We start from the raw sequence: 21,872 nt of genomic DNA, 5'->3' as shown, positions 1-21,872 counted from the left end.
AAAGTCTGTCTGATCTGCGTCTAACCTGATCGCTTCCCGCGTCGGAAAATCAGGTACGCCGCCTTTCGGCCTTCGCGTGCGGCCTTGGTGCCGTAACGCGTCATGGTATAGCCCGGCCACGGCTGCCGCCAATCATCGGCGCGCTCGGCGGTCCAGCGAAAATCCGTTGCACGCATCAGATGCGCCAGCGTCCACGCGCAATAGCTGTCGATGTCGCTGACGAAGCGAAATTCGCCGCCGTTCTTCAGGATCCGAGCCATCGCGCCGACGGTTGCGTCCTGCACGAAGCGGCGTTTCCAGTGACGGCGCTTCGGCCATGGATCGGGATGGATGAGGTCGATCCGTGCCAGCGATGACGCCGGTGCCCAGGCGACGAGTTCGGCCGCATCGCCGGCGAACAGGCGGATGTTGGTGATGTTATGCGCCTCGATCTGCGCAAGGATCTTCGCCATGCCGTTGACGTACGGCTCGCAGCCGATGAATCCGGTTTGCGGAAAGGCCAGCGCTTCGGCGATGAGATGTTCGCCGCCTCCGAATCCGATTTCGAGACGCACGTTATCGAGCGATGAATCGAATAGCGCCGTCAGATCGTCCGGAGCTGGTTGACCGATGTCGAGTGCAAGCCGCGGCAAGAGATGCGCGATGAGGTCGGCGTGATGGGGGCGGAGTTTGTGTCCCTTGCGGCGGCCGAAGAACGAGCCATGCGCGTGTGTGGCGGATGGATCGGCGGTGTCATCGGAAAGGGGAGTGGCGTGAGCTGTCATCTTTGATCCGCGTTCGCCGGCGGCGAGGAATGCACGCGAGCGCCGCTGCTTGTCTGTCAAAATATCAGCGGCGATCGGGAAGTTCGCGCGATGCCATCTGTTCGACGAGGTCGACGATGCTGCGGCGGAGCTTGGGATCGGTGATGCGCGTGAACGCGCGGGTCAAAGCCAGTCCTTCGGACGTGGCGAGAAAATCCGACACGTAAGCCGGCGATGGCGCTTCCGCCATGCCGGCGGCATTCGTCGTCGTTGTCGGGCCGCCCTCAAAGAAGAATGAAACCGGCACCTGAATGATGTCGGAAATCTGCTGCAGCCGGCTGGCACCAATCCGGTTGGTGCCTTTTTCATATTTCTGAATTTGCTGAAACGTCAGGCCCAGCGCTTCGCCGAGCTTTTCCTGACTCATGCCCAGCATGATACGGCGCATCCGCACGCGGCTGCCGACATACTTGTCAACGGGATTGGGCGTTTTCGTCGACATCACCGAAGTCTCTCTGCATTCCTGCTGGATTGCCGTCACTACTATTGCGAGAAACACTGATGGAATACGCCGTTTCCGCCGGTACCGTCAAACCTTTGTCGCGGATGTAATGAAGAATTTAGGTTAAAGCGTTGTCGCATAACTCGTTCGAGGGATGCCGCGAGGGATATTAGCCCGCTGCCATCATGCGAATTGGACTATTGCATTTTTCCAGCTTTACGTCGTCGGATGGCGACGAGCGCCGAAACCGCGGCGAGGATTGCAGCCGGAATGTCGCCGGTGCGGGTGAACGGCGGCGGCGAGATTGCCGCAGGCAATCCGGAATCCAGCACACTCTCGTTGCCGAGCGTCAGGTGAGCAACGACGCGGCCAACCGGATCGATCACCGCCGAGATGCCGGTGTTGGCGGCGCGCACTAGCGGCAGCCCTTCCTCGATCGCGCGCAGTCGTGCCTGTTGCAGATGCTGGTAGGGGCCTGAACTGATGCCGAACCAGCCGTCATTGGTGACGTTCACGATCCAGCCGGGACGTTCGCCACGCGGCACAATGGCGCCGGAGAAGATCGCCTCATAGCAGATTAGCGGCAGCACCTGCGGCGCGTTTGGAATCTCCATGACGCGCCGCCGTGTTCCGGGGATGAAGCCGCCGCGCATCTTGGTCAATTGAACGAAGCCGAGTTTTTCCATCGCGCTCTGAAACGGCAGGTACTCGCCGAACGGCACCAGATGCAGCTTGTCGTAAACCGACAGCACCGTGCCGTCGTTGCCGATGACGTAGATCGAATTGTAGGCGCGGGTGATTTTGGCGCCAGCCGGCAGATCAGGCGGGCGGACGGCGCCGGTGATCAGCGTCGTTCCGGGCGGCAGGAAGTCGGCGATCTGCGCCATCGCGTCGGCTTCACGCGCGAGGAAAAATGGAAACGCCGATTCCGGCCAGATCAGGACGGTGGTGTCTTTCACGCCGGTCGAATGAGGTCCGGTGGAACGGTCGGACAGCGCGAGATACTTTTCCATCACCGCTTTTTTCGCACTGTAATTGAACTTCACATCCTGCTGCAGATCCGGCTGCATCAGGCGCAGCTTCACCTTGTCGACAAGATGCGTGGGGTGCGACGACAACCGGACCGCACCATAGGCACCCATCGCGATCAGCACGGCGAGCGATGCGGCGAGCGGCAGCCACGGCCGCCGCGTGATACCGCGGTCGTCGATCAGGACGGCCGGGCTTGCGAAAATGGCGACAGCGAGAAACGTCAGGCCCCAGATGCCGATCAGCGAGGCCGTTTGCGCCAGTGCCAGCGGTTCGGTCAGCGCATAGCCGAACGTGTTCCAGGGAAATCCCGACAGGATGTGGCCGCGCAGCCATTCGCTCAAGGTCAGCGCGGCGGCGAGCGCGAGAATCCGGCTGGCGTCCCGCGTCCAGATCAGCCGCGCCAGCGCGAAGCCGAGCGCCATGAACAGCGCGAGCAATGCCGGCAGGCCCGCGACCGCGAACGGCAGCAGCCACGCGAATGTTTCGGCATCGACCAGAAAGGCAAATCCGATCCAGTACAGTCCGGCGATGAAATAGCCGAAGCCGAACCACCAGCCGCTGAGCGCCGCCGCCGGAATTCCGCCGAGCCGTCCAGCGCCGGCGCCGTCGATCAGCCAGATCATGACGGGGAAGGTGACGAACAGAATCGGCCACGCGTTGATCGGCGCCATCGCCAGCGCGGACGCAGCCCCGGCGACAAACGCAATCGCCGCGCGCTTCCAGCCCCAGGCGAGAATTGTCGCAAGGCCAAACGAGGCGAGAGGAGCGTTCACGAACTTCATGACGCGCGGCTGTCCGGCGGCCGGGTGTTCGCTTCGTTCGGCGTGGTACTGGCGGCATCCGCGGCCGCTTCCCGCCGTCGCAATTCGCGATGACGCAGGTTGGAGCGTTCCTTGCGCGTGCCGATGCGCACCCGCTTGACGCGGCGCGGATCGGCATCGAGCACCTCGATCTCGAAATCGCCGGGACCGGAGATGATCTCTCCACGGACCGGCAGTCGCCCCACCTGAGTGACGAGATAGCCGCCGAGCGTGTCGACCTCTTCGCCTGCTTCGCCGGTGTTGAATTCCGCGCCGACCATGGATTTCACCTCATCGAGGCTGGCGCGGCCATCCGCGATGAAGGAGTTGTCGCCCTGACGAACGATCGTGGGAGATTCATCGCCATCGTGTTCATCGTCGATTTCGCCGACGATCTGCTCAACGATGTCCTCGATCGAGACCAGGCCGTCGGTGCCGCCGTATTCGTCGACCACCAGCGCGAGGTGGATTCGCGTCGCCTGCATCTGCGCCAGCAGGTCGATGGCCGGCATTGACGGCGGCACATAAAGCAGCTTGCGCATCAGGCTGGCGTCCGACAGCTTCACGCTGAGATTGACCGAGCGCAGATCGAGCCCCGCGGGAAACGGCTTCTTGCGCTTGGCGTTGACGGCGGGATCGACCTTGGCCTTCACCGCCATGAACGACAGCAGATCGCGAATGTGGACGACACCTTCCGGATCATCGAGCGTATCGTTGTAGACGACGAGGCGCGAATGGCCCGCGCTTTCGAACACGCTCATCAGTTCGCCGAGCGAGATGTCGCGCTTGATCGCGACAATGTCGGCGCGGGGGATCATCACGTCCGCGATGCGCCGGTCGTGCAGCCCGAGGATGTTGCGCAGCATCGTGCGCTCGACGGTGGTGAAACTGTTTTCATCGGGCGTGGTGGCGTCGAGCACCACCTGCAGGTCGGCGCGCGCCGATCCGGCCTTCCAGCCGAACAGGGTGCGCAGCGCGCGCATCAGCCACATCTCGGATGGTGGGCGCAGGACCTCGCCGTGCTGCACCGGCACCGGCAATTGGTTCGCCGATGGCTGAGGACTTGGAGGGTTGTCGGAGTCTGACGGCACCTAGTTCATCCGGTCGTTGTGAGCATAAGGATCGGGAATGCCGAGGTGAGCGAGAATCTCGCGCTCAAGGCTTTCCATCGTCTCTGCTTCAGCATCGGTTTCATGATCGTAGCCGATCAGATGCAGGAAGCCATGGACGGCGAGATGGCTGAGATGATGCGCGAACAGCTTGTGCTCGGCGTCCGCCTCGGCGCGGGTCGTCTGATAGGCGATCGCGATGTCGCCGAGCATCCGCGGCGCATCGTCGGGGCCCGGCGCTGTTTCCGGCTGGAGCGCTGGAAACGACAGCACGTTGGTCGGCTTGTCGAGGTTGCGCCAGTTGCGGTTCAGGGTGCGGATGCCATCGTCGTCGGTCAGCATGACGGCGAGTTCCGCATCGGCGGTCGGGGCGTCGACCATGGCAGCTGCCGCTTCGATCGCGCGGTGAACGATCGTCTCGGCGTCGCTTTCACTCTGCCAGCAGTCCGCCGTGACGAGGACTTCGGTTGCTGGTGGGGCGAGGGATACCATCGGTCCAGTGTTTCTTCGCATCAGTTCAATCGGCGCGCGGTATCGGCATCACTTGCCCGGAACCGGGCGCTGCGGCGCGCCTTCATACGCGGCGACGATCCGCGCCACCAGTTCGTGGCGGATCACGTCTTCGGCGGTGAATTTTACCTGCGCGATGCCTTCGACGCCATCGAGCAATTTCGCCGCTTCCGCCAGCCCCGACGGCTGGCCGTTCGGCAGGTCGACCTGGCTCGGGTCGCCGGTGACGATCATCCGGCTGTTTTCGCCAAGACGAGTCAGGAACATCTTCATCTGCATCGATGTGGTGTTCTGCGCTTCGTCGAGAATGATCGCGGCGTTGGTCAGGGTACGCCCGCGCATGAAGGCGAGCGGTGCGATTTCGATCTCGCCGCTTTGCAGCGCGCGCTCGACCACACGCGCATCCATCAGATCGTAAAGTGCATCGTAGATCGGGCGCAGATAGGGGTCGACCTTCTCGCGCATGTCGCCAGGCAGAAAGCCGAGGCGTTCGCCGGCTTCGACGGCCGGGCGCGACAGGATGATGCGGTCGACTTCCTTGCGTTCGAACAGCTGGCACGCCTGCGCGACCGCGAGCCAGGTTTTCCCGGTTCCTGCGGGGCCGATGCCGAACACCAGTTCGTTGCGCTTGAGGGCGCGGATGTAGGAATCCTGCGCCGCGGTGCGGGCTCGCACCGGCCGCTTGCGCAGGTTGATCTCCTCGAAGGCGGATTTCGATGTTTTCGGTTCGGACGGCTTGGCGTCCGGTGCCCTGGGATTGAACTCGAACAGCGATCCCTGCGCCAGGACCGCGCGGATCGCGCCATCCACATCGCCTTGAGATACTTCGTGCCCGCGCGCGGCCTGCTCATAGAGCGTTTCGAGCACGCGCCGGGCGGCATCGCAGGTATCGCGCGATCCGGCAATGGTGATGTGATTGCCGCGTGAATCCGCGACAACGCCGAGCCGGCGCTCGATCAGTGCCAAGTGCTGTCCGTAAGGGCCGACCAGCGCCGACGCGGTGCGATTGTCGTCGAAGGCGACGACAATCTGCGTCTCATGCTGGGAAGGAAGGTCACGGTCGGTCTTGCGGCCGGGAGCGAGTGCAGGCGAATCCGATGCGCTTTTCGGCAAGGGTTCAGGCTCCCGTGGAGGCTAAGGAGTTGGAGGTGTGAGTTTGGGGCGGCTGCGCCGGCACGGCCAGCGCGCCGATCAGGCTGTAGCGTTCGAGGCTTTGGATGCTGACAGGCAACACCTGACCGACGATGTCGGGCGACGCCATGACATGCGCAGGTTGCAAGTAAGCGGTTCGGCCGACGATCTGACCGGGGTTGCGTGCGGGACGTTCGAACAGGACATCGACGGTCTTGCCGATGGCGGCAGCATTGAAGGCTGCTTGCTGGCTGTCGATCAAATCCTGAAGCCGCGCCAATCGATGATCCATCGTCGTTGTCGTCACCGTCTCCCGCATGTCCGCCGCCGGCGTTCCCGGCCGGGGCGAGTACTTGAACGAATAGGCGCCAGCGTAGCCGATTTGCGCCACCAGCGCGAGGGTCGCCGCAAAATCTTCCTCACTCTCGGTGGGAAACCCCACGATAAAATCCGAGGAGAAGGCAATGTCTTCGCGCGCATGGCGAAACCGGTCGATGACCCGGCGGTAGTCAGCGGCGGTATGCTTGCGGTTCATAGCCGCCAGAATCCGGTCGGAGCCCGACTGGACCGGAAGATGGACGAACGGCATCACCGCCGGAATGTCGCGATGTGCCTCGATCAGCGCGTCGTCGACGTCACGTGGATGGCTGGTCGAGTAACGCAACCGTGCGACGCCGGGAATCGTTGCAACGCGATGCAGAAGCTGGCCGAGCGACCAGGTCGCACCGTCCGGTCCCTCGCCGTGATAGGCGTTGACGTTCTGCCCGATCAACGTGATCTCGCGCACGCCATTGTCCGCGAGGCGCGTGATATCGTCGATGATGCGCGCGACCGGCCGCGACACTTCCATGCCGCGCGTATAGGGCACGACGCAGAAGGTGCAGAACTTGTCGCAACCTTCCTGCACGGTGACAAACGAGGAGATGCCGCGCGCGCGGATGGCGGTTGCCTTCGGTTGCGGCAGCGAGGCGAATTTATCCTCGATCGGGAATTCGGTTTCGATCGCGCGGCCGTCGCTTCGCGCGCGCGCCAGCAATTGCGGCAGGTGGTGATAGCTTTGCGGGCCGACCACGATGTCGACCGTGGGTGCACGGCGAATGATCTCCTCGCCTTCGGCCTGGGCGACGCAGCCGGCGACTGCGATATTCATGGCGCGGCCATTGCGCGCGGCTTCGTCCTTGACGACGCGCAAGCGCCCGAGTTCCGAATAGACTTTCTCGGATGCCTTTTCGCGGATGTGGCAGGTGTTGAGGATCACCAGATCGGCGTCATCCGGGTTCTGGGTCTCCACGAATCCTTCCGGCGCCAGCGTGTCCACCATGCGTTGTGCATCGTAGACATTCATCTGACAGCCGTATGACTTGATATGCACCTTGCGGGGCGTACTCATTGAACCCTTGAAGCGGCGGCGGAAACCGGACCGCCTGTTGCAGCATCAGATATAGGGAATGGCCCGCGAAATCCAGCGGCCGGAACGTTTGTGGAACAAGCTCAACCGAGCGGATTTCACTGCGGTTCGGGCACGGTTTCAGGGATCAGGGCCGGGAGTGCCCGCATATCCGCGATCACCGTTGCGGCGCCTGCCGCCAGCAGGTTGTCGGCGTCGCCGGGGCGGCAATGGCTGCCGCCGGTGAAACCGATCGCCGTCATGCCGGCCGCCCTTGCAGCGGTGACGCCGGATATGCTGTCTTCGATCACGAGGCAGCGGCCGGGTGCGACGCGCATTTGTTCCGCCACAAACAGGAACAGATCGGGCGCCGGCTTGCTTCGGGCGACCTGCGACGCGGAAAAGATGTGCGGTGAAAAGCGTGCATGGAGCCCGGCGCGCGTCAGTGTGGTGAAGATCTTGTCGTGCGCGCCGCTCGAGGCCACGCAGACAGGAATCGTAATGCCATCGAGCGCGTGCGCAATGTGCGGGATCGCGTCGACCGATGAGGCCAGTGCTGCCAGCAGGGCGTCACGCCGCTCGGCATCGTAGGCTTCGGGCAGTGGGCGTCCCAGTTCGCGTTCGATGTCGAGATTCGCGTCGCGCGCCGAGCGGCCGAGGAATCGCTGGCGGACCTGTTCCGCTGTGATGGGGTAGCCATGGCGCGTCAGCACCTCGGCATGGACGCGGCAGGAAATCACCTCGCTGTCGACCAGCACGCCGTCGCAGTCAAAGATGACAAGATCGTAATGTTTGGAATAGCTCAAGCGCCGTCGTCGTCCAGCGGGACGCAATAAAGCTCCAGCCGGTGGTCCACCAGCTTGTAGCCGAGCTTGCGGGCGATCTCGGCTTGCAGCTTTTCGATCTGGTCGGAGGTGAACTCGATCACCTGTCCGTCGCGCAGATTGATGAGGTGGTCGTGATGATTGTCCGGCACCGGCTCGTAGCGGGCACGGCCCTCGCGGAAATCGTGACGTTCGATGATGCCGGCATCTTCGAACAGCTTAACGGTGCGATAAACCGTTGAAATCGAGATCTTGTCGTCGACAGCGACGCAGCGCCGATAGAGTTCCTCGACATCCGGATGGTCGGCGGTTTCAGCCAGCACGCGCGCAATCACGCGGCGTTGCTCGGTCATGCGCATGCCGGTTGCAGCGCAGCGCGTCTCGATGTCCGTCGGATGTTGAGAGGGAACGGATTTCAGGGCTGTCATGATCTTATTTTGCCACCGTGCGCCGACTACGACAAGTCGCGCTTCATTACTAATGCGTTCAATTGCTCGCCGCCGGCATCCTTGTAATATCGTTCGCGGTGCCCGACGGTCTGGAATCCGGCCCGTTCGTAGAGCGCGCGCGCCGGGCGGTTGTTTTCCTCAACCTCCAGAAACACGGTCTTGAGGCCGTGGCCGGCGAGGTATCCAAGGTGTGTGCGCAGCAGATCGCGCGACAACCCGCGCCCGCGATATTTTGCGTCGATCGCGACTGACAGGATTTCCGCTTCATCCGCCGCGATGCGCGAAATGATGAAGCCCGCCATGTGTCCGCCGAGCCGCAGGCGATGGGCGAGTATATTGCGCTCGGATAGCATCTGCTCGAATTCGCCGGTACCCCAGCCGCGATGAAACGAGGCGCGATGCAGTGCGGACAGCGCCGATGCATCGCGTAATGTCGCGGGCTCGATCGCCCGCGTCGTGGTCGATGCCCGCGGCATGATGCGGGCAGCGAGATCGGACAGCCACGTCGCCATCAGCTTCGCGGCTCCGCGGCCCACTCCGACTTCGGCTTCGCGTCCGGCGCGCGCAAATAAAATGGCTTCGGCAATGCGGATGCGGGATCGGCCAGAGCACCGCCCCACGCCACCCAGGCGATGTCGGGTGCGGGCTGCGGGTCGACCAAAACCGGCTTTTCCGCCTGCGGGGGCCAGCGGTCGGCGATGATCTGTGCGGCATTGCCGACGATGCGCAAGGGGCCGAAACGCGCCGCGTCGAATGTCTCGTCGATCGGCGCCACGGTCGGATTCACCAGCGTCGATCCGTTACCCGTCACCACCTGATAATATACATGGTCATGACGAGCATCGATTGCGGCCAGAATCGCAGTGTCATGCTGTTCGCTGACCTGCGGCGCAGCATAGGCCGTCAGAGTCGTCAGTCCCACCACCTCCTTGCCGGCAGCCAGCGCCAGTCCGCGTGCCGCCGAGATACCGACGCGCAGGCCGGTAAAGCTGCCCGGCCCGGTGGTCACGGCGATGCGATCGAGCGCGTCGAAGCCTGCACCGAACTGCGCCATCACCCGCGCGATCAGCGGCATCAGCGCTTCAGCGTGGCCGCGCTTCATCGGCAGGGCTTCCTGCGCGAGGAATTTTCGCGTTCGGGTATCCAGCACCGCGGCGGCGCAGGAATCCAGCGCTGTATCGATTGCGAGAACAAGCATTCAAAAAAGCCAGCAGCCGCTAAAGCCCACCGCTTCCGACAGAATCAGAAGCGACGTTTTAGGTTTTTGTTTTGACGCGTTTTCTTCACGCGAACCGGTCCCCACTTCGCTTGACAACGCTATCTTCCGGCAACCTGCCGTCGAAACGCAAAAGGGGCAAGCGTTATGGCGCCTGCCCCCGCGAATTTCGGCCGATTTGGATCGGTCAGGCCATTTCCATCGGGCGAACCTCGACGACATCCGGCACGAAATGCTTGAGCAGGTTCTGGATACCGTGCTTCAGGGTCGCGGTGGACGACGGACAGCCGGCGCAGGAGCCCTTCATGTCGAGAAAGACGATACCGTCCTTGAAGCCGCGGAAGGTGATGTCGCCGCCGTCATTGGCGACCGCGGGACGAACGCGCGTCTCGATCAGGTCCTTGATGATGGCGACCGTTTCGGCGTCAGCCTCGTTGAAAAATTCCTCGGCGCTTGCGGTGTGTCCTTCGTCGCCATCCGCCAGCAGCGGCGCGCCGGACATGTAGTGTTCCATGATGACGCCAAGAATGGCCGGCTTCAGATGCTGCCAGTCGCTGTCGTCGCGGGTCACAGTCACGAAGTCGTAGCCGTAGAACACGCCGGTAACGCCGGGAATGTCGAATAGCTTGGCGGCCAGCGGTGAACGCTGGGCGGCGTCACGGTCGGTGAATTCCATGGTGCCGTTGTCGAGCACGGTTCGCCCGGGAATAAACTTCAGGGTCGCGGGATTTGGGGTCGCTTCGGTCTGGATGAACATAATGATCTCCGGCTCATCGCCGGTTCAAGGCCGGCGTGTTCGGGATTGAACAGGGCTCCTTTAGCAGATGGCGAGGCCAAAAGCACGAATCAAGAGCCTCAAAGCCACCTGTTCCCGGCAGCCCGGAGAGGGCCTTGAATACCGTCGCTATGAGAGCCCGTCGATGTCCTCGTCGGTCAGATTGCCGGGGATGACGGTGAGCGGGATCGGAAAGTTGCCGGCGGTTCGCGCCAATGTCGTGATGATCGGGCCGGGACCCTCGGCACCCACGGCGGCGGCCAGCACCAGCATCGAAATGTCGACATCCTTGTCGATGACGTCGAGAATCTCCTTGCCCGGATCGCCTTCACGGATAACCCGCTCCGGCGTAATCGCGGCGATGCCGTTGGCGCGGCCCGAGGCGCGGTCGAGCGCCGCGTTCGCGCTTTCCTCGGCTTCCGCGCGCATGATGTCGGCGACGCCGAGCCATTGCTGGTTGCGGTCTTCGGTTTCGATCACGCGCAGCATCACCACGCCACCGCCGATGCGCACCGCCCAGCGGCTTGCATAATACACCGCGCGATCGCATTCCGGAGTGTCGTCAACGATCACGAGACATTTTGGCTTGTGCCCCGACTCGTAACTTCGCCGTTTGGTGCTCATGCATCCCCTGGTGCTGAAACGAACCGGGCCTCATGCTGCCACGATGCACGTGCCAACGACAAGCCGCGAAAAGTGCTTGCAGTTGAATTCAATTGTGCCGTGGAACAAGCCGCTGCATTGCACGGCGGCCGCTCGCGCGGACTCATTTCGCGCGAATGAATCCGACGATGTCCTTCACCGCATTCATGGTTTCGGATGCAATGACGTTCGCACGCGACGCACCATCGGTCAGCACCGAATCGACATAGGCCGGATCCTGCGTCAGTTTTTTCATCTCGGCACCGATCGGGCCGAGCTTGTCGACGGCGAGATCGACTAATGCCGATTTGAAGCCGGAGAACTGTCCGCCGCCGAAATCGCGCAACACGTCCGTCTTGGCCTTGCCTGCGAGCGCGGCGTAGATGCCGACGAGATTGTCGGCTTCCGGACGCGTCTCGAGACCTTTTTCTTCCGATGGCAGTGGCTCCGGATCGGTTTTGGCCTTGCGGATTTTCTGCGCGATGCCGTCGGCGTCGTCAGTCAGGTTGATCCGCGAATAATCCGAAGGATCGGACTTCGACATCTTCTTGGTGCCGTCACGCAGCGACATCACGCGCGTCGCCGGGCCGGTGATCAGAGGCTCGGGTTGCGGGAAGAACTTGTCGTTGAAGCCGTGCGCGCCGATCGATTCCGAAAAATCGTTGTTGAATTTCTGCGCGATGTCGCGCGCCAGTTCGAGGTGCTGCTTCTGATCCTCACCGACCGGAACGTGGGTCGCGCGATAGACCAGAATGTCAGCCGCCATCAGGTTCGGATACGCATAGAGGCCGACGGAGGCGTTCTCGCGATCCTTGCCGGCCTTCTCCTTGAACTGGGTCATGCGGTTGAGCCAGCCGAGACGCGCGACGCAGTTGAACACCCAGGCGAGTTCGGCGTGGGCCGACACCTGGCTCTGATTGAAGACGATATGCTTCTTGGGGTCGATGCCGGCGGCGATGAAGGCTGCCGTCACTTCGCGGATGTTGCGCGTCAGTTCCGCCGGGTCCTGCCAGACCGTGATCGCGTGCATATCCACCACGCAATAGATGCAGTTGTGGGTGTCCTGCAGCTTCACGAAATTCACGATGGCGCCGAGATAGTTGCCGAGGTGAAGATTGCCCGTCGGCTGGACGCCTGAAAAAACCCGCTCGATCGTCATGTCTGCTGTCCCTTGAGGGAAATCCGATTGGTACGGCCGGTGCCGTGCCGGTGACTTGCCACGCGCGCTTTATCCGCGCAAGTCGCCGATCGCCTTGGTCCAGCGCACCACGCCGAACAGCTCCAGCAGCAGCGCATAGAACGAGATCCCGCCGGCGATAAGCCCGCCGAGAATAAAGAGCTGCGCGACGAGATCGGCCTGCGCGGTGACCGGGGAGACGAAGGTATTCGCAAGCGCCAGGGCGGCGCCCATTGTCGCGGCCGAAAATACGATACGCGGCAGCCGCCGGCGCGCCACGGCATCGAAGGAAAAGCCGAAGGTCGAAGCACCATTCCTGAGCAGCAGTGCTGCGCTGAACCAGCTTGCCAGCGCAATACTGGCGGCGACGCCGTTGGCGCCGAAGCGCGAACCGAGTATCGACGCCGCAACAACCGCGACCGCGACGCCGGCCAGCGTCGCGACCAGCGGCGTCATGGTGTTGTCGCGCGCGAAGAAAGCAGGCGCCAGCGTCTTGACCAGCACATGGGCCGGCAGGCCGAGCGCCAGCATCGCCAGTGCCGCCGCTGTGGATCTGGTATCGCTGGCGGTGAACGCGCCGTGTTCGAACAGCACCCGGACGATCATCTCGCCGAGTGCCATCAGGCCGAGGGTCGCAGGCAGGGCGAGGCCGATCGCAAGCTCCAGTCCGCGCGACTCGGTCTGCACCAGCGCATCCTTGTCACGGTCGTGGACCGCGCGGGTCATCGTCGGCACCAGAACGGTACCCATCGCGACACCGACGACGCCGACCGGCAATTCGATCAGGCGGTTGGCGAAATACAGCCATGACACGGCGGCGGGCGATGATGACGCGATGATCGCACCGGCGACGATCAGCAATTGCGGTCCGGAATTGGCGATCATGCCGGGCACTGCCTTGCGCAAAAAGCCGCGCATGTCAGCGTCGAACGCGATCCGCAGCGGCGAGGCGAGGCCGTCGCGGCGCGGCCGGCGCTGGATCAGGATGAGGGTTTGCAGGCAACCGGCGACACCCACTGTGCCGGCGATGACGTGCGATGCGAATGTTGCATCGTGCGGCCATATCATCAGGCCGATCATGGCGCCGATCAAAACGATATTGAAAAGCACGGGCGAGAAAGCGCTGAGCGTGAAGCGATGCTCGGCGTTCAGCACGCCCATCATCACCGAGACCGGGGCGACGAAAGCGAAATAAGGCAGCATCAATCGGGCGTCGGTGACAGCGAGATCCAGTGTCGGCTGACCATTGAATCCCGGTGCCAGCAGCGTCACGACCAGCGGCATCAACAGGCCGAGAATCGCGCCGATCGCCACCAGGATCAATGTGAGTGTTCCCATCACACGCCCGGCGAAGGCTGCTGCGGCGCTCTGACCGTCGGCTTCGCGAACCCGCAGATAGCCGGGTACCAGAGCGGCGTTCAGCGCGCCTTCGGCGAGCATCCGCCGTGCGACATTAATGAACTGAAATGCGACCAGAAAAGCGTCCGCGATGGCACCGGCACCGAGCAATGCGGCAATCAGCGCGTCGCGCACGAATCCCAGGATTCGCGAGGTCAGCGTGCCGGACGAGACGGTGACGAGATGGCGGATCATGGTCGAATTCTGATGTGGCTGCGCTTGCTGGCGAACGGTGGAACGTGATACGCCGCCGGACCACAAGAGCTAGCAGGATTATTGTGAATGACCACTGCAAAATATGATGTTCTCGGCATCGGCAACGCCATCTTCGACGTTCTGGTCCGGACGGAGGACGATTTCCTGCGAGCCCACGGCATGGACAAGGGCTCCATGGCGCTGATCGATGAAGCGCGCGCGGCAGCGATTTACAAGGCGATGGGACCGGCCACGGAAATCTCCGGTGGGTCGGCGGCGAACACTATTGTCGGCGTCGCTGATTTCGGTGCGCGGGCTGCCTATGTCGGCAAGGTCAAGGACGATCAGATCGGCCGCCTGTACATGCACGATATTCGCGCCGCCAAGGTGGCGTTCGATACAGCGGCAGCGGCAGGTGGTCCGGCCACCGGGTGTTCGTACATTCTGGTCACGCCTGACGGTGAGCGCACCATGAACACCTATCTCGGCGCGGCGCAGGATTTGTCGCCGAACGACATCGACCCGGCGCAGATCGCGGCCTCGTCTTTTGTTTATCTCGAAGGCTACCTGTGGGATCCGAAGGATGCCAAGGATGCGTTCCTCAAGGCGTCGAAAATCGCGCATGACAACGGACGCACTGTCGCGTTGACCTTGTCGGACGCGTTCTGCGTCGGTCGCTATCGCGGCGAGTTTCTCGATCTGATCCGCAGCAAGACCGTCGACCTCGTGTTCGCCAATGAAGCCGAACTGCAGTCGCTTTACGAAACCGATGATTTCGACAAGGCGCTGGTTCAGTTGCGCAACGATGCCAAGCTCGCCGTGGTCACGCGCAGTGAAAAGGGTTGTGTCGTGGCATCAGGCGACAGCACCATCGCAGTACCGGCATTCCCGGTGACGAAGGTGGTCGATACCACGGGTGCGGGCGATCTGTTCGCGGCCGGGTTCCTGTTCGGACTGGTGCGCGGTGTTAACCATGAACAGGCCGGGCGTCTTGGCGTGCTGGCGGCTGCCGAGATCATCCAGCATCTTGGCGCACGTCCCCAGACGTCGCTGAAAGCTCTTGCGCAGAAGCATGGATTGCCGGTCTAGCACTGCATTCCGGTCACGCCGGATTGACTTGAACCGGTCGTAGGTCGCCGCCATATCAACGGGAACAAACTCGGCCCTCTCGCGTTGCGATGGTTGCGGTTGATGTTTTTTGATCAGATTTGGAATATATCGAGGGTACAATGATTACCACCTGGGGCGAGTGGAAGCGCTATCCCAAAGCGGTGCGCGGTGAAAAGCTCGAAGCTCCGATCGGTCCCGGCATTTACGAAGTCAGATATGCCTCGACGGGTGCGCTGTTTGCGTTTGGCGCTGTCGACAACATTGCCCACGCGCTCTCGCAGCTCTCTACCGGTTCGCGATCGTTGAGTTCGTTCTTCATTCGCCGTGCGCCGGCCGAGTTGCCGGATCTGGAGTATCGCACCTGCGCGACAGCGACCAGGGCCGATGCCCGGATCGCAGAAGAGCGCATGATCGGCCGTCGCGAGGCCTACATGAAGGGCGCGGCCTGATCGTTTGCCGTTTATCCCGCGCTGTTGGTGTTCAGCACGTGCGGCTTGATGCGCAGCATCTTGCGGATACTTGAGGCTGCGGCAACGGTGCCCTTTTCCGCAAACGCCTCGTGATTGCTTTCGATGTCATCGAGCGCATAAAGATAGTTCACCATTAGTCCGTGGGACTGCTGCATCGCCTTGGCGGACGTATCTCCGAGGAAATTCAGCCGTTCGAGCCGAGCGCCGTTGCCGAGGTGGAATCGGGCCACGGGGTCGAGCAGCCGGCCGCGCGAATTTCGGGCCTCCACCAGATAGTGGGCCGCCGCCGCCAGCAGCACCGGGCGCACCTTTTCGGTCATTTCCGCATCCTCGAACCAGCCGGGCTGATCGATCAGCGCCAGCACATCCTTGTCGTTGGCGTCGAGAACGGTGGATTCGTCCGCGGCGCGCTCGCGCTTCAGCCAGTTGGCGAAGCCGGGCACCGGCGACAGCGTGACGAATGTATTCAGGTCCGGCAGTTCGCGCTTGAGGTCCTCGACCACCTGCTTGATCAGGAAATTGCCGAAGGAAATGCCGCCGAGCCCGCGCTGGGTGTTGGAGATCGAATAGAACACCGCAGTGGTCGCCTGCGATGCCATGATCGGCGCGCGGTCCATTTCGAGCAGCGGCGCGATCGCCGCCGGAATCTCCTTTGTCAACGCGACCTCGACGAAGATCAGCGGCTCGTCGACGAGTTGCGGATGAAAGAAACCGTAGCAGCGCCGATCCGGCGGCGCGAGACGGTTACGCAGATCGTCCCAGTTCTTGATGGCATGAACAGCCTCATAGCGGATGATCTTCTCGAGGATGTTCGCCGGTGTCGTCCAGTCGATCCGCTGCAGCACCAGAAAGCCGCGATTGAACCACGACGCGAACAGGTGCACGAAGTCGCTGTCGACGGGCTGCAACTGCGGATATTCGGACATGTTGCTGAGCAGCGCTTCACGCATCCGCACCAGCGCGGCGGTGCCGCCCGGCGCAAGGTTGAGGCGGCGGATCAGTTCCTGCCGCCGCGGTTCGGCGGCCTCATGCAGGGCGTTGATGGTCTCGGCGCTGAAGCCGTTGGTGCGGACTGCGTCCATGGCTTCTTCGACCAGCTTTTGATCCGGCCCGAACAAATCCGCGAGCGCCTTGAGGAAGGCCAGCCGTTCCGTCTGCGACGCGGCCGCGTAGCCGGCGAGGAGCGTCTGGGCCAGCGCCACGCCGGTTGCTTCGCCGCGACGCGACAACAGCGTTTCACCGAGCTCGATCATCTCGTTTTCGGACAGTGCCCCGGTCGGCGATCCGCTGCGCCCGAGCATCAGCAGGCTGCGGCCGCGTTCGGTCAGCGTGTTGAGCAGGTTGCTCAGGAAGGCCGGCGCGCGTTCAAATCCCAAGGTCGCCATCGTGATCCTCAACTCCTGACAGAACCCGTTGCCGGGCGGCAATTGCGATATTCAACATAAGCGCGAACATCATTCGGGCAATGGAATGAATTCCGTTTCGTCCGGCACATGGGCGAAGCGGCCGGCTTTCCAGTCCTGCTTGGCCTGTTCGATGCGTTCCTTGCTCGACGATACGAAATTCCACCAGATGTGGCGCGGCCCTTCAAGCGCGTCGCCGCCGAGAAACATCATGCGCGCGGCACGGATCGCGGTAATCGTGATGCGATCGCCGGGACGAAAGATCAGGAGACGCGGTCCTTCGAACCGTTCACCGGCGATCTGCACTTCGCCGTCGACCACATAGACAGCACGTTCCTCGTGATCGGTGTCGAGCGGGACTTTCATGCCGGCGTCGAGGCTGACTTCGACATAGAACCACGGTGAAACCATCTCGACCGGCGACGCCGCGCCGAAAGCGGAGCCGGCGATGATACGCGCCTTGAATCCGGTGTCGGTGACGGTTGGCAGGCGGGCGGCATCGTAATGCTGAAACGACGGCGCGATTTCCTCACGTCCTGCCGGCAGGGCGACCCAGCTTTGCAGGCCCAGCATCTGCTGCCCGTTCGTACGCTGCACGTCGGGGGTGCGTTCGGAGTGCGCGATGCCGCGCCCAGCGGTCATGAGATTCATCGCACCGGGCTGGATTTCCTGAATGTTGCCCTCGCTATCGCGGTGCATGATGCTGCCGTCGAACAGATAGGTCACCGTGGCGAGCCCGATATGCGGATGCGGGCGCACATCCATGCCTTGTCCGGCGATGAACTGCACCGGGCCGAAGTGATCGAAAAAGATGAATGGCCCCACCATCTGGCGCTTGCCGTGGGGGAGGGCGCGGCGGACGGCGAAGCCGTCGCCAAGATCGCGGGTGCGCGGCACGATGACGAGTTCGAGCGCGTCGCAGGACTGCGGGTCGCCGAGGATCGGATCGTTGGATGGCATCCAGCTCATGGTGTCGCTCCGTCGTCTGGTCGAGCGAACTATACACCGATCCCGATGACGTGCGAATTGAACGAACGCCGCAGACGCGCAGTCCCGAAATACCGGTCAGGAGGGTCTGTTGTTACTGCCGCGCGAGCCGGATCGCGGAATCGGCACGGTCATGCCGTTCCAGTGACAGGATCGCGTCGGCGAAGCGCTCGGCGCGATCTTTCAGCACCGGGCGGGCAAGCTGCAAAAATTTCTGCCGCATGGCCTGCGCGTCCGGGAACGATGACGGCTCGCCGGACGGATCGGGAACGAGGCGCTCGATCGGTCCGTCGCCGCTGACGATGCTGACGCGCGCGCCGAACGGATGGCGCCGTCCGGTCTCGAGCCGGTCGTCCTGCACCACGTCGATCTTGTCAGACAGCGCCTCGATCGCCGGATCGCCAAGCCGCTTGTAGTCGTCCCAGCCGAAACTGCCCTGGTCGAGCGCTAGCGCGCCGGTGAAGAACATCGAGAACTGGCCGCCGACGACGTTTTTCGGGTGACGCTTGGTGGCGGGATCTCCGGTCAGCGTGATGCCGTTGCGGTGCAGTCCGATCTCGACGCGCTTGATGTTCTCCGGCGTGAGATTGTGCTCGCGGCGCATGGCGATCAGAGCGTCGATCGCGGCATGGGTGTAGCGGCAGCTCGGATAGGGTTTGACGCCGATCTTCATGGTTTCATAGACACTGCCGAGGTCCGCCGTCGCTTTCGCCGGATGGGCGTTGTCACTGTAGCCGACTAGCAAACCATGCTTGCCCTCGACGGCCTCGCTCGAGCCGATGAAGCCTTCGCGGGCCAGTGATGCCGCGACCACGCCGTTCATGGCGGCGGCGCCGACCTGATAGCGCTTGTTCCAGGCGCCGTTGACAAGAAACTGCAGCGATCCCGCCGCCTGGCTGCCCGAGACGCCAAACGCTGCGGCAATCTGGTCCGCCGACAGGCCGAACAGCTTGCCGGCGGCGGCGGCGGCTCCGAAAGTACCTGCAGTCGCGGTGGGATGAAAGCCGCGCGCATAATGGGAGGTGGGGTCGAGCGCATTGCCGAGCCGGCAGCACACTTCGTAACCGGCGACGATGGCGGTCAGCACATCGCGGCCGCTGGCGCCGGTCATTTCCCCCGCGGCGAAGGCGGCCGGTACCACAGGCGCGCTGGGATGCAGCGACGAGTCGGCGTGGGTGTCGTCGAAATCGAGCGAATGGCCGAGCGCGCCGTTGAGCAGCGCAGCGACCGCAGGCGTGTAGGTGCGGGTATCGCCACAAACAGTCGAGTCGCCTTGGCCGTCGAGGCCCAGCGTCTTGAGCATGGCGACGATTGACGGCGTGGAATCGGCCTCGCTGCGGGCGCGCACCGCGCTGCCGAGAAAATCGAGCGTCAGCGTCTTGGCGCGCTCCAGGACTTCGGCCGGAATGTCGTCGTATTTGAGATTTGCGACATAGGAGGCGAGCGTCGCAGTTTCGTTTGCCATGGCTGTGGTTCCTTGCAAGCAGGCCGCAGGCTATGCGTTGTGCGCGTTGCGTTCAAGTCGCGGTCGTTGCATGGCGGTATCGCGATTGCATGGCCGGCGACAGAACCAGTCGCGCGGTTGTGAATAAATCATAGCTGAATAAAGGATGCTTGGCGTGAGCCGTGCAGCGCCACTATGGTCAGCGCCCGTTCACTGATTCCGAGACAGGCATGGCATCCGACGTTACACGTATTGCAGCACTTATCGCCGCCGAGATTGGCGCGCGTCCCGATCAGGCCAAGGTTGCCATCACGCTGCTGGATGAAGGCGCGACCGTTCCCTTCATCGCGCGCTACCGCAAGGAGATGACCGGCGGACTGGACGACTGCCAGCTTCGGTCGCTGTCCGAGCGGCTGGTGTATCTGCGCGGGCTCGATGCGCGCCGTGAAACGATTCTCGGTTCGATCCGTGAGCAGGGCAAGTTGACGGCGGAGCTTGAGACAGCGCTCGCGGGTGCTGCGACCATGGCGGAACTGGAAGACATTTATCTGCCGTACAAGCCGAAGCGGCGGACCAAGGCCGAGATCGCACGCGAGCGTGGATTGGGCCCGCTTGCGGAGACAATTCTCGGCGACAGGGCCGCTGTCCCGGCGGAGTTGGCGAAGGCCTATGTCACGGATGAGGTGAAGGACGAGAAGACGGCTCTTGATGGCGCCCGCGACATCCTGGCCGAACAGTTCTCCGAAAACGCCGATCTGGTCGGACGACTGCGGAGCTACATGAAAGAGCACGCGGTGCTTCGCTCCAAGCTGATTGAGGGCAAGGCGGAAGCTGGTGCGAAGTTTTCCGATTACTTCGACCATGTCGAGCGCTGGACCAATGTTCCCAGCCATCGCGCGCTGGCGATGCTGCGCGGGCGCAATGAAGATCTGCTGACGCTCGACATCGAGGTCGATGCGGATGACAAGTCGCCGGTCAAGCCGGCTGCGCGCATGATCGCCGAAGCCTATCAGATCGGTCGCGATCTCCCCGGAGATCAATGGCTGATGGAGGTCGCAAGCTGGGCCTGGCGCGTAAAGCTCTCGCTGCATTTGATGCTCGACCTGATGCGCGATCTGCGCGAACGGGCGGAAGAAGAGGCGATCAGGGTCTTCGCGCGTAACCTGAACGATCTGTTGCTGGCAGCGCCAGCCGGCTCGCGGCCGACGATGGGGCTCGATCCGGGCATCCGCACCGGCGTCAAGGTCGCGGTGGTCGACGGCACCGGGAAGCTGGTGACGACCACGACCGTCTATCCGTTCCCGCCACGCAATGATGTGCGCGGGACGGCTGCGGAGCTGGCCTCGCTGATCCGCAAGCATGGTGTCGAACTGGTCGCCATCGGCAACGGCACCGGCAGCCGCGAGACCGAAAAGCTGGTCACGGAGATGCTGTCGGACATGCCGGCTCCCAAGCCCCTGAAAGTCATCGTCTCGGAAGCCGGCGCGTCGGTATATTCGGCATCGGCAACGGCGGCGGCCGAATTTCCCGATCTGGATGTGTCGTTGCGCGGCGCAGTCTCGATCGCGCGGCGCTTGCAGGATCCACTCGCTGAACTGGTGAAGATCGAACCGAAGTCGATCGGTGTGGGACAGTACCAGCACGACGTCGATCAATATCGCCTCGCCCGCTCACTCGATGCGGTGGTGGAGGATGCGGTGAACGCTGTCGGCGTGGACCTCAACATGGCGTCGGCACCGCTGCTGGCCCGTGTCTCGGGTCTCGGTGGCTCGTTGGCAGAGGCGATCGTCGCGCATCGCAACGCCAACGGTCCGTTTTCGAGCCGGAAGGATTTGCTGAAAGTCGCGCGGCTCGGTCAACGGACGTTCGAGCAATGCGCCGGGTTCTTGCGGATTCCGAACGGAAGCGAGCCGCTCGATGCCTCGGCGGTTCACCCCGAAGCCTATGGCGTGGCGAGGAAGATCGTTGCCGCATGCGGCCGCGACGTTCGTACATTGATGAGCGACAGCGCGGCACTGAAGGCGCTCGATCCGCGTGTGTTCGTCGATGAACGGTTTGGGTTGCCGACAGTGCGGGACATTCTTGTCGAACTCGAAAAGCCCGGGCGCGATCCGCGCCCGGCGTTCCGCACCGCGACGTTCGCCGAGGGTATCGATGACATCAAGGATCTGAAGCCGGGCATGATGCTGGAAGGCACGGTCACGAACGTCGCCGCGTTCGGTGCGTTCGTTGACATCGGCGTTCATCAGGACGGATTGGTTCACGTCTCCCAGCTGGCGGATCGCTTCGTGAAGGATGCGCATGAGGTGGTGAAGGCCGGCGACGTGGTGAAGGTCCGGGTGGTCGATGTGGACATCAAGCGCAAGCGGATCGGCCTGTCCATGCGCAAGGATGGCGATGGCGGCGTCAAGGCGCCGCAGCGGGAAAGCCGGCCGGCGCGTGATGACACGCCTCGCGGCGGACGCGGGACGGCCGCGCGAAGCACTGCGTCTCAAGGTGCATTTGCCTCCGCGTTCGCCGACGCGCTCAGGCGAAAATAGGCTGAGTACAGCGGATCGTGTGGAGCGC

Annotated in this window: 21 protein-coding genes; 3 read left to right on the top strand and 18 right to left on the bottom strand. The window is 63.0% G+C overall.

The window, feature by feature from the left end; genetic code table 11:
* Positions 1-20: 20 nt before the first annotated feature.
* From trmB to murJ, 15 genes are all read right to left on the bottom strand, one after another.
* Positions 21-764: a tRNA (guanosine(46)-N7)-methyltransferase TrmB gene (gene trmB, locus ASC80_RS18270; RefSeq protein ID WP_056300988.1), complete on the bottom strand. Its 744-nt coding sequence runs from the start codon at positions 762-764 to the stop codon at positions 21-23.
* Between the two features lie 64 nt (positions 765-828).
* A complete protein-coding gene (locus ASC80_RS18265; RefSeq protein ID WP_056300213.1) occupies positions 829-1,245 on the bottom strand; it encodes a helix-turn-helix domain-containing protein in 417 nt (138 codons plus the stop codon).
* 197 nt (positions 1,246-1,442) lie between these two features.
* On the bottom strand, positions 1,443-3,059 hold the full coding sequence (gene lnt, locus ASC80_RS18260; RefSeq protein WP_056300210.1) for an apolipoprotein N-acyltransferase: 1,617 nt from the start codon (positions 3,057-3,059) through the stop codon (positions 1,443-1,445).
* Entirely contained in the window at positions 3,056-4,168 is a 1,113-nt protein-coding gene (locus tag ASC80_RS18255; RefSeq protein WP_056300207.1) for a hemolysin family protein, read from the bottom strand. Before ASC80_RS18255 ends, lnt begins: the two co-directional genes overlap by 4 nt.
* Entirely contained in the window at positions 4,169-4,678 is a 510-nt protein-coding gene (ybeY, locus tag ASC80_RS18250) for an rRNA maturation RNase YbeY (protein WP_156464443.1), read from the bottom strand. It lies immediately after the preceding gene.
* A 48-nt stretch (positions 4,679-4,726) separates the two neighbouring features.
* Entirely contained in the window at positions 4,727-5,809 is a 1,083-nt protein-coding gene (locus ASC80_RS18245; RefSeq protein ID WP_056300202.1) for a PhoH family protein, read from the bottom strand.
* Positions 5,810-5,813: 4 nt separating this feature from the next.
* Positions 5,814-7,217, bottom strand: coding sequence for a tRNA (N6-isopentenyl adenosine(37)-C2)-methylthiotransferase MiaB (gene miaB / locus ASC80_RS18240; RefSeq protein ID WP_056300200.1), 1,404 nt, complete (start codon positions 7,215-7,217; stop codon positions 5,814-5,816).
* 116 nt (positions 7,218-7,333) lie between these two features.
* Positions 7,334-8,020, bottom strand: coding sequence for an HAD family hydrolase (locus ASC80_RS18235; RefSeq protein ID WP_056300197.1), 687 nt, complete (start codon positions 8,018-8,020; stop codon positions 7,334-7,336).
* A complete protein-coding gene (locus ASC80_RS18230; protein ID WP_056300194.1) occupies positions 8,017-8,466 on the bottom strand; it encodes a Fur family transcriptional regulator in 450 nt (149 codons plus the stop codon). Before ASC80_RS18230 ends, ASC80_RS18235 begins: the two co-directional genes overlap by 4 nt.
* 26 nt (positions 8,467-8,492) lie before the next feature.
* Positions 8,493-8,963: a ribosomal protein S18-alanine N-acetyltransferase gene (gene rimI, locus ASC80_RS18225; RefSeq protein ID WP_156464464.1), complete on the bottom strand. Its 471-nt coding sequence runs from the start codon at positions 8,961-8,963 to the stop codon at positions 8,493-8,495.
* A 35-nt stretch (positions 8,964-8,998) separates the two neighbouring features.
* Entirely contained in the window at positions 8,999-9,685 is a 687-nt protein-coding gene (gene tsaB / locus ASC80_RS18220; RefSeq protein ID WP_056300192.1) for a tRNA (adenosine(37)-N6)-threonylcarbamoyltransferase complex dimerization subunit type 1 TsaB, read from the bottom strand.
* A gap of 205 nt (positions 9,686-9,890) precedes the next feature.
* On the bottom strand, positions 9,891-10,460 hold the full coding sequence (locus ASC80_RS18215) for a NifU family protein (protein WP_056300189.1): 570 nt from the start codon (positions 10,458-10,460) through the stop codon (positions 9,891-9,893).
* Between the two features lie 147 nt (positions 10,461-10,607).
* Positions 10,608-11,102 (bottom strand): universal stress protein, encoded by a 495-nt coding sequence (locus tag ASC80_RS18210; protein WP_056300187.1) that lies wholly within the window; start codon positions 11,100-11,102, stop codon positions 10,608-10,610.
* Positions 11,103-11,244: 142 nt separating this feature from the next.
* Positions 11,245-12,279, bottom strand: coding sequence for a tryptophan--tRNA ligase (gene trpS / locus ASC80_RS18205; RefSeq protein ID WP_056300185.1), 1,035 nt, complete (start codon positions 12,277-12,279; stop codon positions 11,245-11,247).
* A gap of 69 nt (positions 12,280-12,348) precedes the next feature.
* Entirely contained in the window at positions 12,349-13,890 is a 1,542-nt protein-coding gene (gene murJ / locus ASC80_RS18200) for a murein biosynthesis integral membrane protein MurJ (RefSeq protein WP_056300182.1), read from the bottom strand.
* An 87-nt stretch (positions 13,891-13,977) separates the two neighbouring features.
* Between murJ and ASC80_RS18195 the strand changes: the two genes are divergently transcribed.
* Positions 13,978-14,979: an adenosine kinase gene (locus ASC80_RS18195; RefSeq protein ID WP_056300180.1), complete on the top strand. Its 1,002-nt coding sequence runs from the start codon at positions 13,978-13,980 to the stop codon at positions 14,977-14,979.
* Between the two features lie 140 nt (positions 14,980-15,119).
* Positions 15,120-15,449 (top strand): hypothetical protein, encoded by a 330-nt coding sequence (locus ASC80_RS18190; RefSeq protein ID WP_056300178.1) that lies wholly within the window; start codon positions 15,120-15,122, stop codon positions 15,447-15,449.
* An 11-nt stretch (positions 15,450-15,460) separates the two neighbouring features.
* Here the strand turns inward: ASC80_RS18190 and ASC80_RS18185 are convergent, their stop codons facing one another.
* The 3 genes from ASC80_RS18185 to ASC80_RS18175 form a co-directional block, all read right to left on the bottom strand.
* Positions 15,461-16,855: a malonyl-CoA decarboxylase gene (locus ASC80_RS18185; RefSeq protein WP_056300175.1), complete on the bottom strand. Its 1,395-nt coding sequence runs from the start codon at positions 16,853-16,855 to the stop codon at positions 15,461-15,463.
* A 69-nt stretch (positions 16,856-16,924) separates the two neighbouring features.
* Positions 16,925-17,842, bottom strand: a complete 918-nt coding sequence (locus ASC80_RS18180; protein ID WP_056300172.1) for a pirin family protein — start codon at positions 17,840-17,842, stop codon at positions 16,925-16,927.
* Positions 17,843-17,954: 112 nt separating this feature from the next.
* Positions 17,955-19,325: an MmgE/PrpD family protein gene (locus ASC80_RS18175; RefSeq protein WP_056300169.1), complete on the bottom strand. Its 1,371-nt coding sequence runs from the start codon at positions 19,323-19,325 to the stop codon at positions 17,955-17,957.
* A 209-nt stretch (positions 19,326-19,534) separates the two neighbouring features.
* On the opposite strand from ASC80_RS18175, the gene ASC80_RS18170 reads away from it, so the two are divergent.
* On the top strand, positions 19,535-21,844 hold the full coding sequence (locus tag ASC80_RS18170) for a Tex family protein (protein WP_056300166.1): 2,310 nt from the start codon (positions 19,535-19,537) through the stop codon (positions 21,842-21,844).
* Positions 21,845-21,872: the final 28 nt, after the last annotated feature.

Origin of the sequence: Afipia sp. Root123D2 (assembly GCF_001425835.1) — a bacterium.
In the GTDB taxonomy this organism is placed as follows: Bacteria; Pseudomonadota; Alphaproteobacteria; order Rhizobiales; family Xanthobacteraceae; genus Afipia.
Note: the sequence above shows the minus strand (reverse complement) of the source record. Positions and strands in the feature narration are given on the sequence as shown.

Coding starts and splice junctions, on each gene's coding strand:
- ASC80_RS18190 (WP_056300178.1), top strand. CDS start 15,120: ATGATTACCACCTGGGGCGAGTGGAAGCGCTATCCCAAAGCGGTGCGC.
- ASC80_RS18215 (WP_056300189.1), bottom strand. CDS start 10,460: ATGTTCATCCAGACCGAAGCGACCCCAAATCCCGCGACCCTGAAGTTT.
- rimI (WP_156464464.1), bottom strand. CDS start 8,963: ATGCCGCGGGCATCGACCACGACGCGGGCGATCGAGCCCGCGACATTA.
- lnt (WP_056300210.1), bottom strand. CDS start 3,059: ATGAAGTTCGTGAACGCTCCTCTCGCCTCGTTTGGCCTTGCGACAATT.
- ASC80_RS18265 (WP_056300213.1), bottom strand. CDS start 1,245: ATGTCGACGAAAACGCCCAATCCCGTTGACAAGTATGTCGGCAGCCGC.
- trpS (WP_056300185.1), bottom strand. CDS start 12,279: ATGACGATCGAGCGGGTTTTTTCAGGCGTCCAGCCGACGGGCAATCTT.
- ASC80_RS18185 (WP_056300175.1), bottom strand. CDS start 16,855: ATGGCGACCTTGGGATTTGAACGCGCGCCGGCCTTCCTGAGCAACCTG.
- tsaB (WP_056300192.1), bottom strand. CDS start 9,685: ATGCTTGTTCTCGCAATCGATACAGCGCTGGATTCCTGCGCCGCCGCG.
- ASC80_RS18210 (WP_056300187.1), bottom strand. CDS start 11,102: ATGAGCACCAAACGGCGAAGTTACGAGTCGGGGCACAAGCCAAAATGT.
- ASC80_RS18175 (WP_056300169.1), bottom strand. CDS start 19,325: ATGGCAAACGAAACTGCGACGCTCGCCTCCTATGTCGCAAATCTCAAA.
- miaB (WP_056300200.1), bottom strand. CDS start 7,217: ATGAGTACGCCCCGCAAGGTGCATATCAAGTCATACGGCTGTCAGATG.
- ybeY (WP_156464443.1), bottom strand. CDS start 4,678: ATGGTATCCCTCGCCCCACCAGCAACCGAAGTCCTCGTCACGGCGGAC.
- ASC80_RS18180 (WP_056300172.1), bottom strand. CDS start 17,842: ATGAGCTGGATGCCATCCAACGATCCGATCCTCGGCGACCCGCAGTCC.
- trmB (WP_056300988.1), bottom strand. CDS start 764: ATGACAGCTCACGCCACTCCCCTTTCCGATGACACCGCCGATCCATCC.
- ASC80_RS18170 (WP_056300166.1), top strand. CDS start 19,535: ATGGCATCCGACGTTACACGTATTGCAGCACTTATCGCCGCCGAGATT.
- ASC80_RS18195 (WP_056300180.1), top strand. CDS start 13,978: ATGACCACTGCAAAATATGATGTTCTCGGCATCGGCAACGCCATCTTC.
- murJ (WP_056300182.1), bottom strand. CDS start 13,890: ATGATCCGCCATCTCGTCACCGTCTCGTCCGGCACGCTGACCTCGCGA.
- ASC80_RS18230 (WP_056300194.1), bottom strand. CDS start 8,466: ATGACAGCCCTGAAATCCGTTCCCTCTCAACATCCGACGGACATCGAG.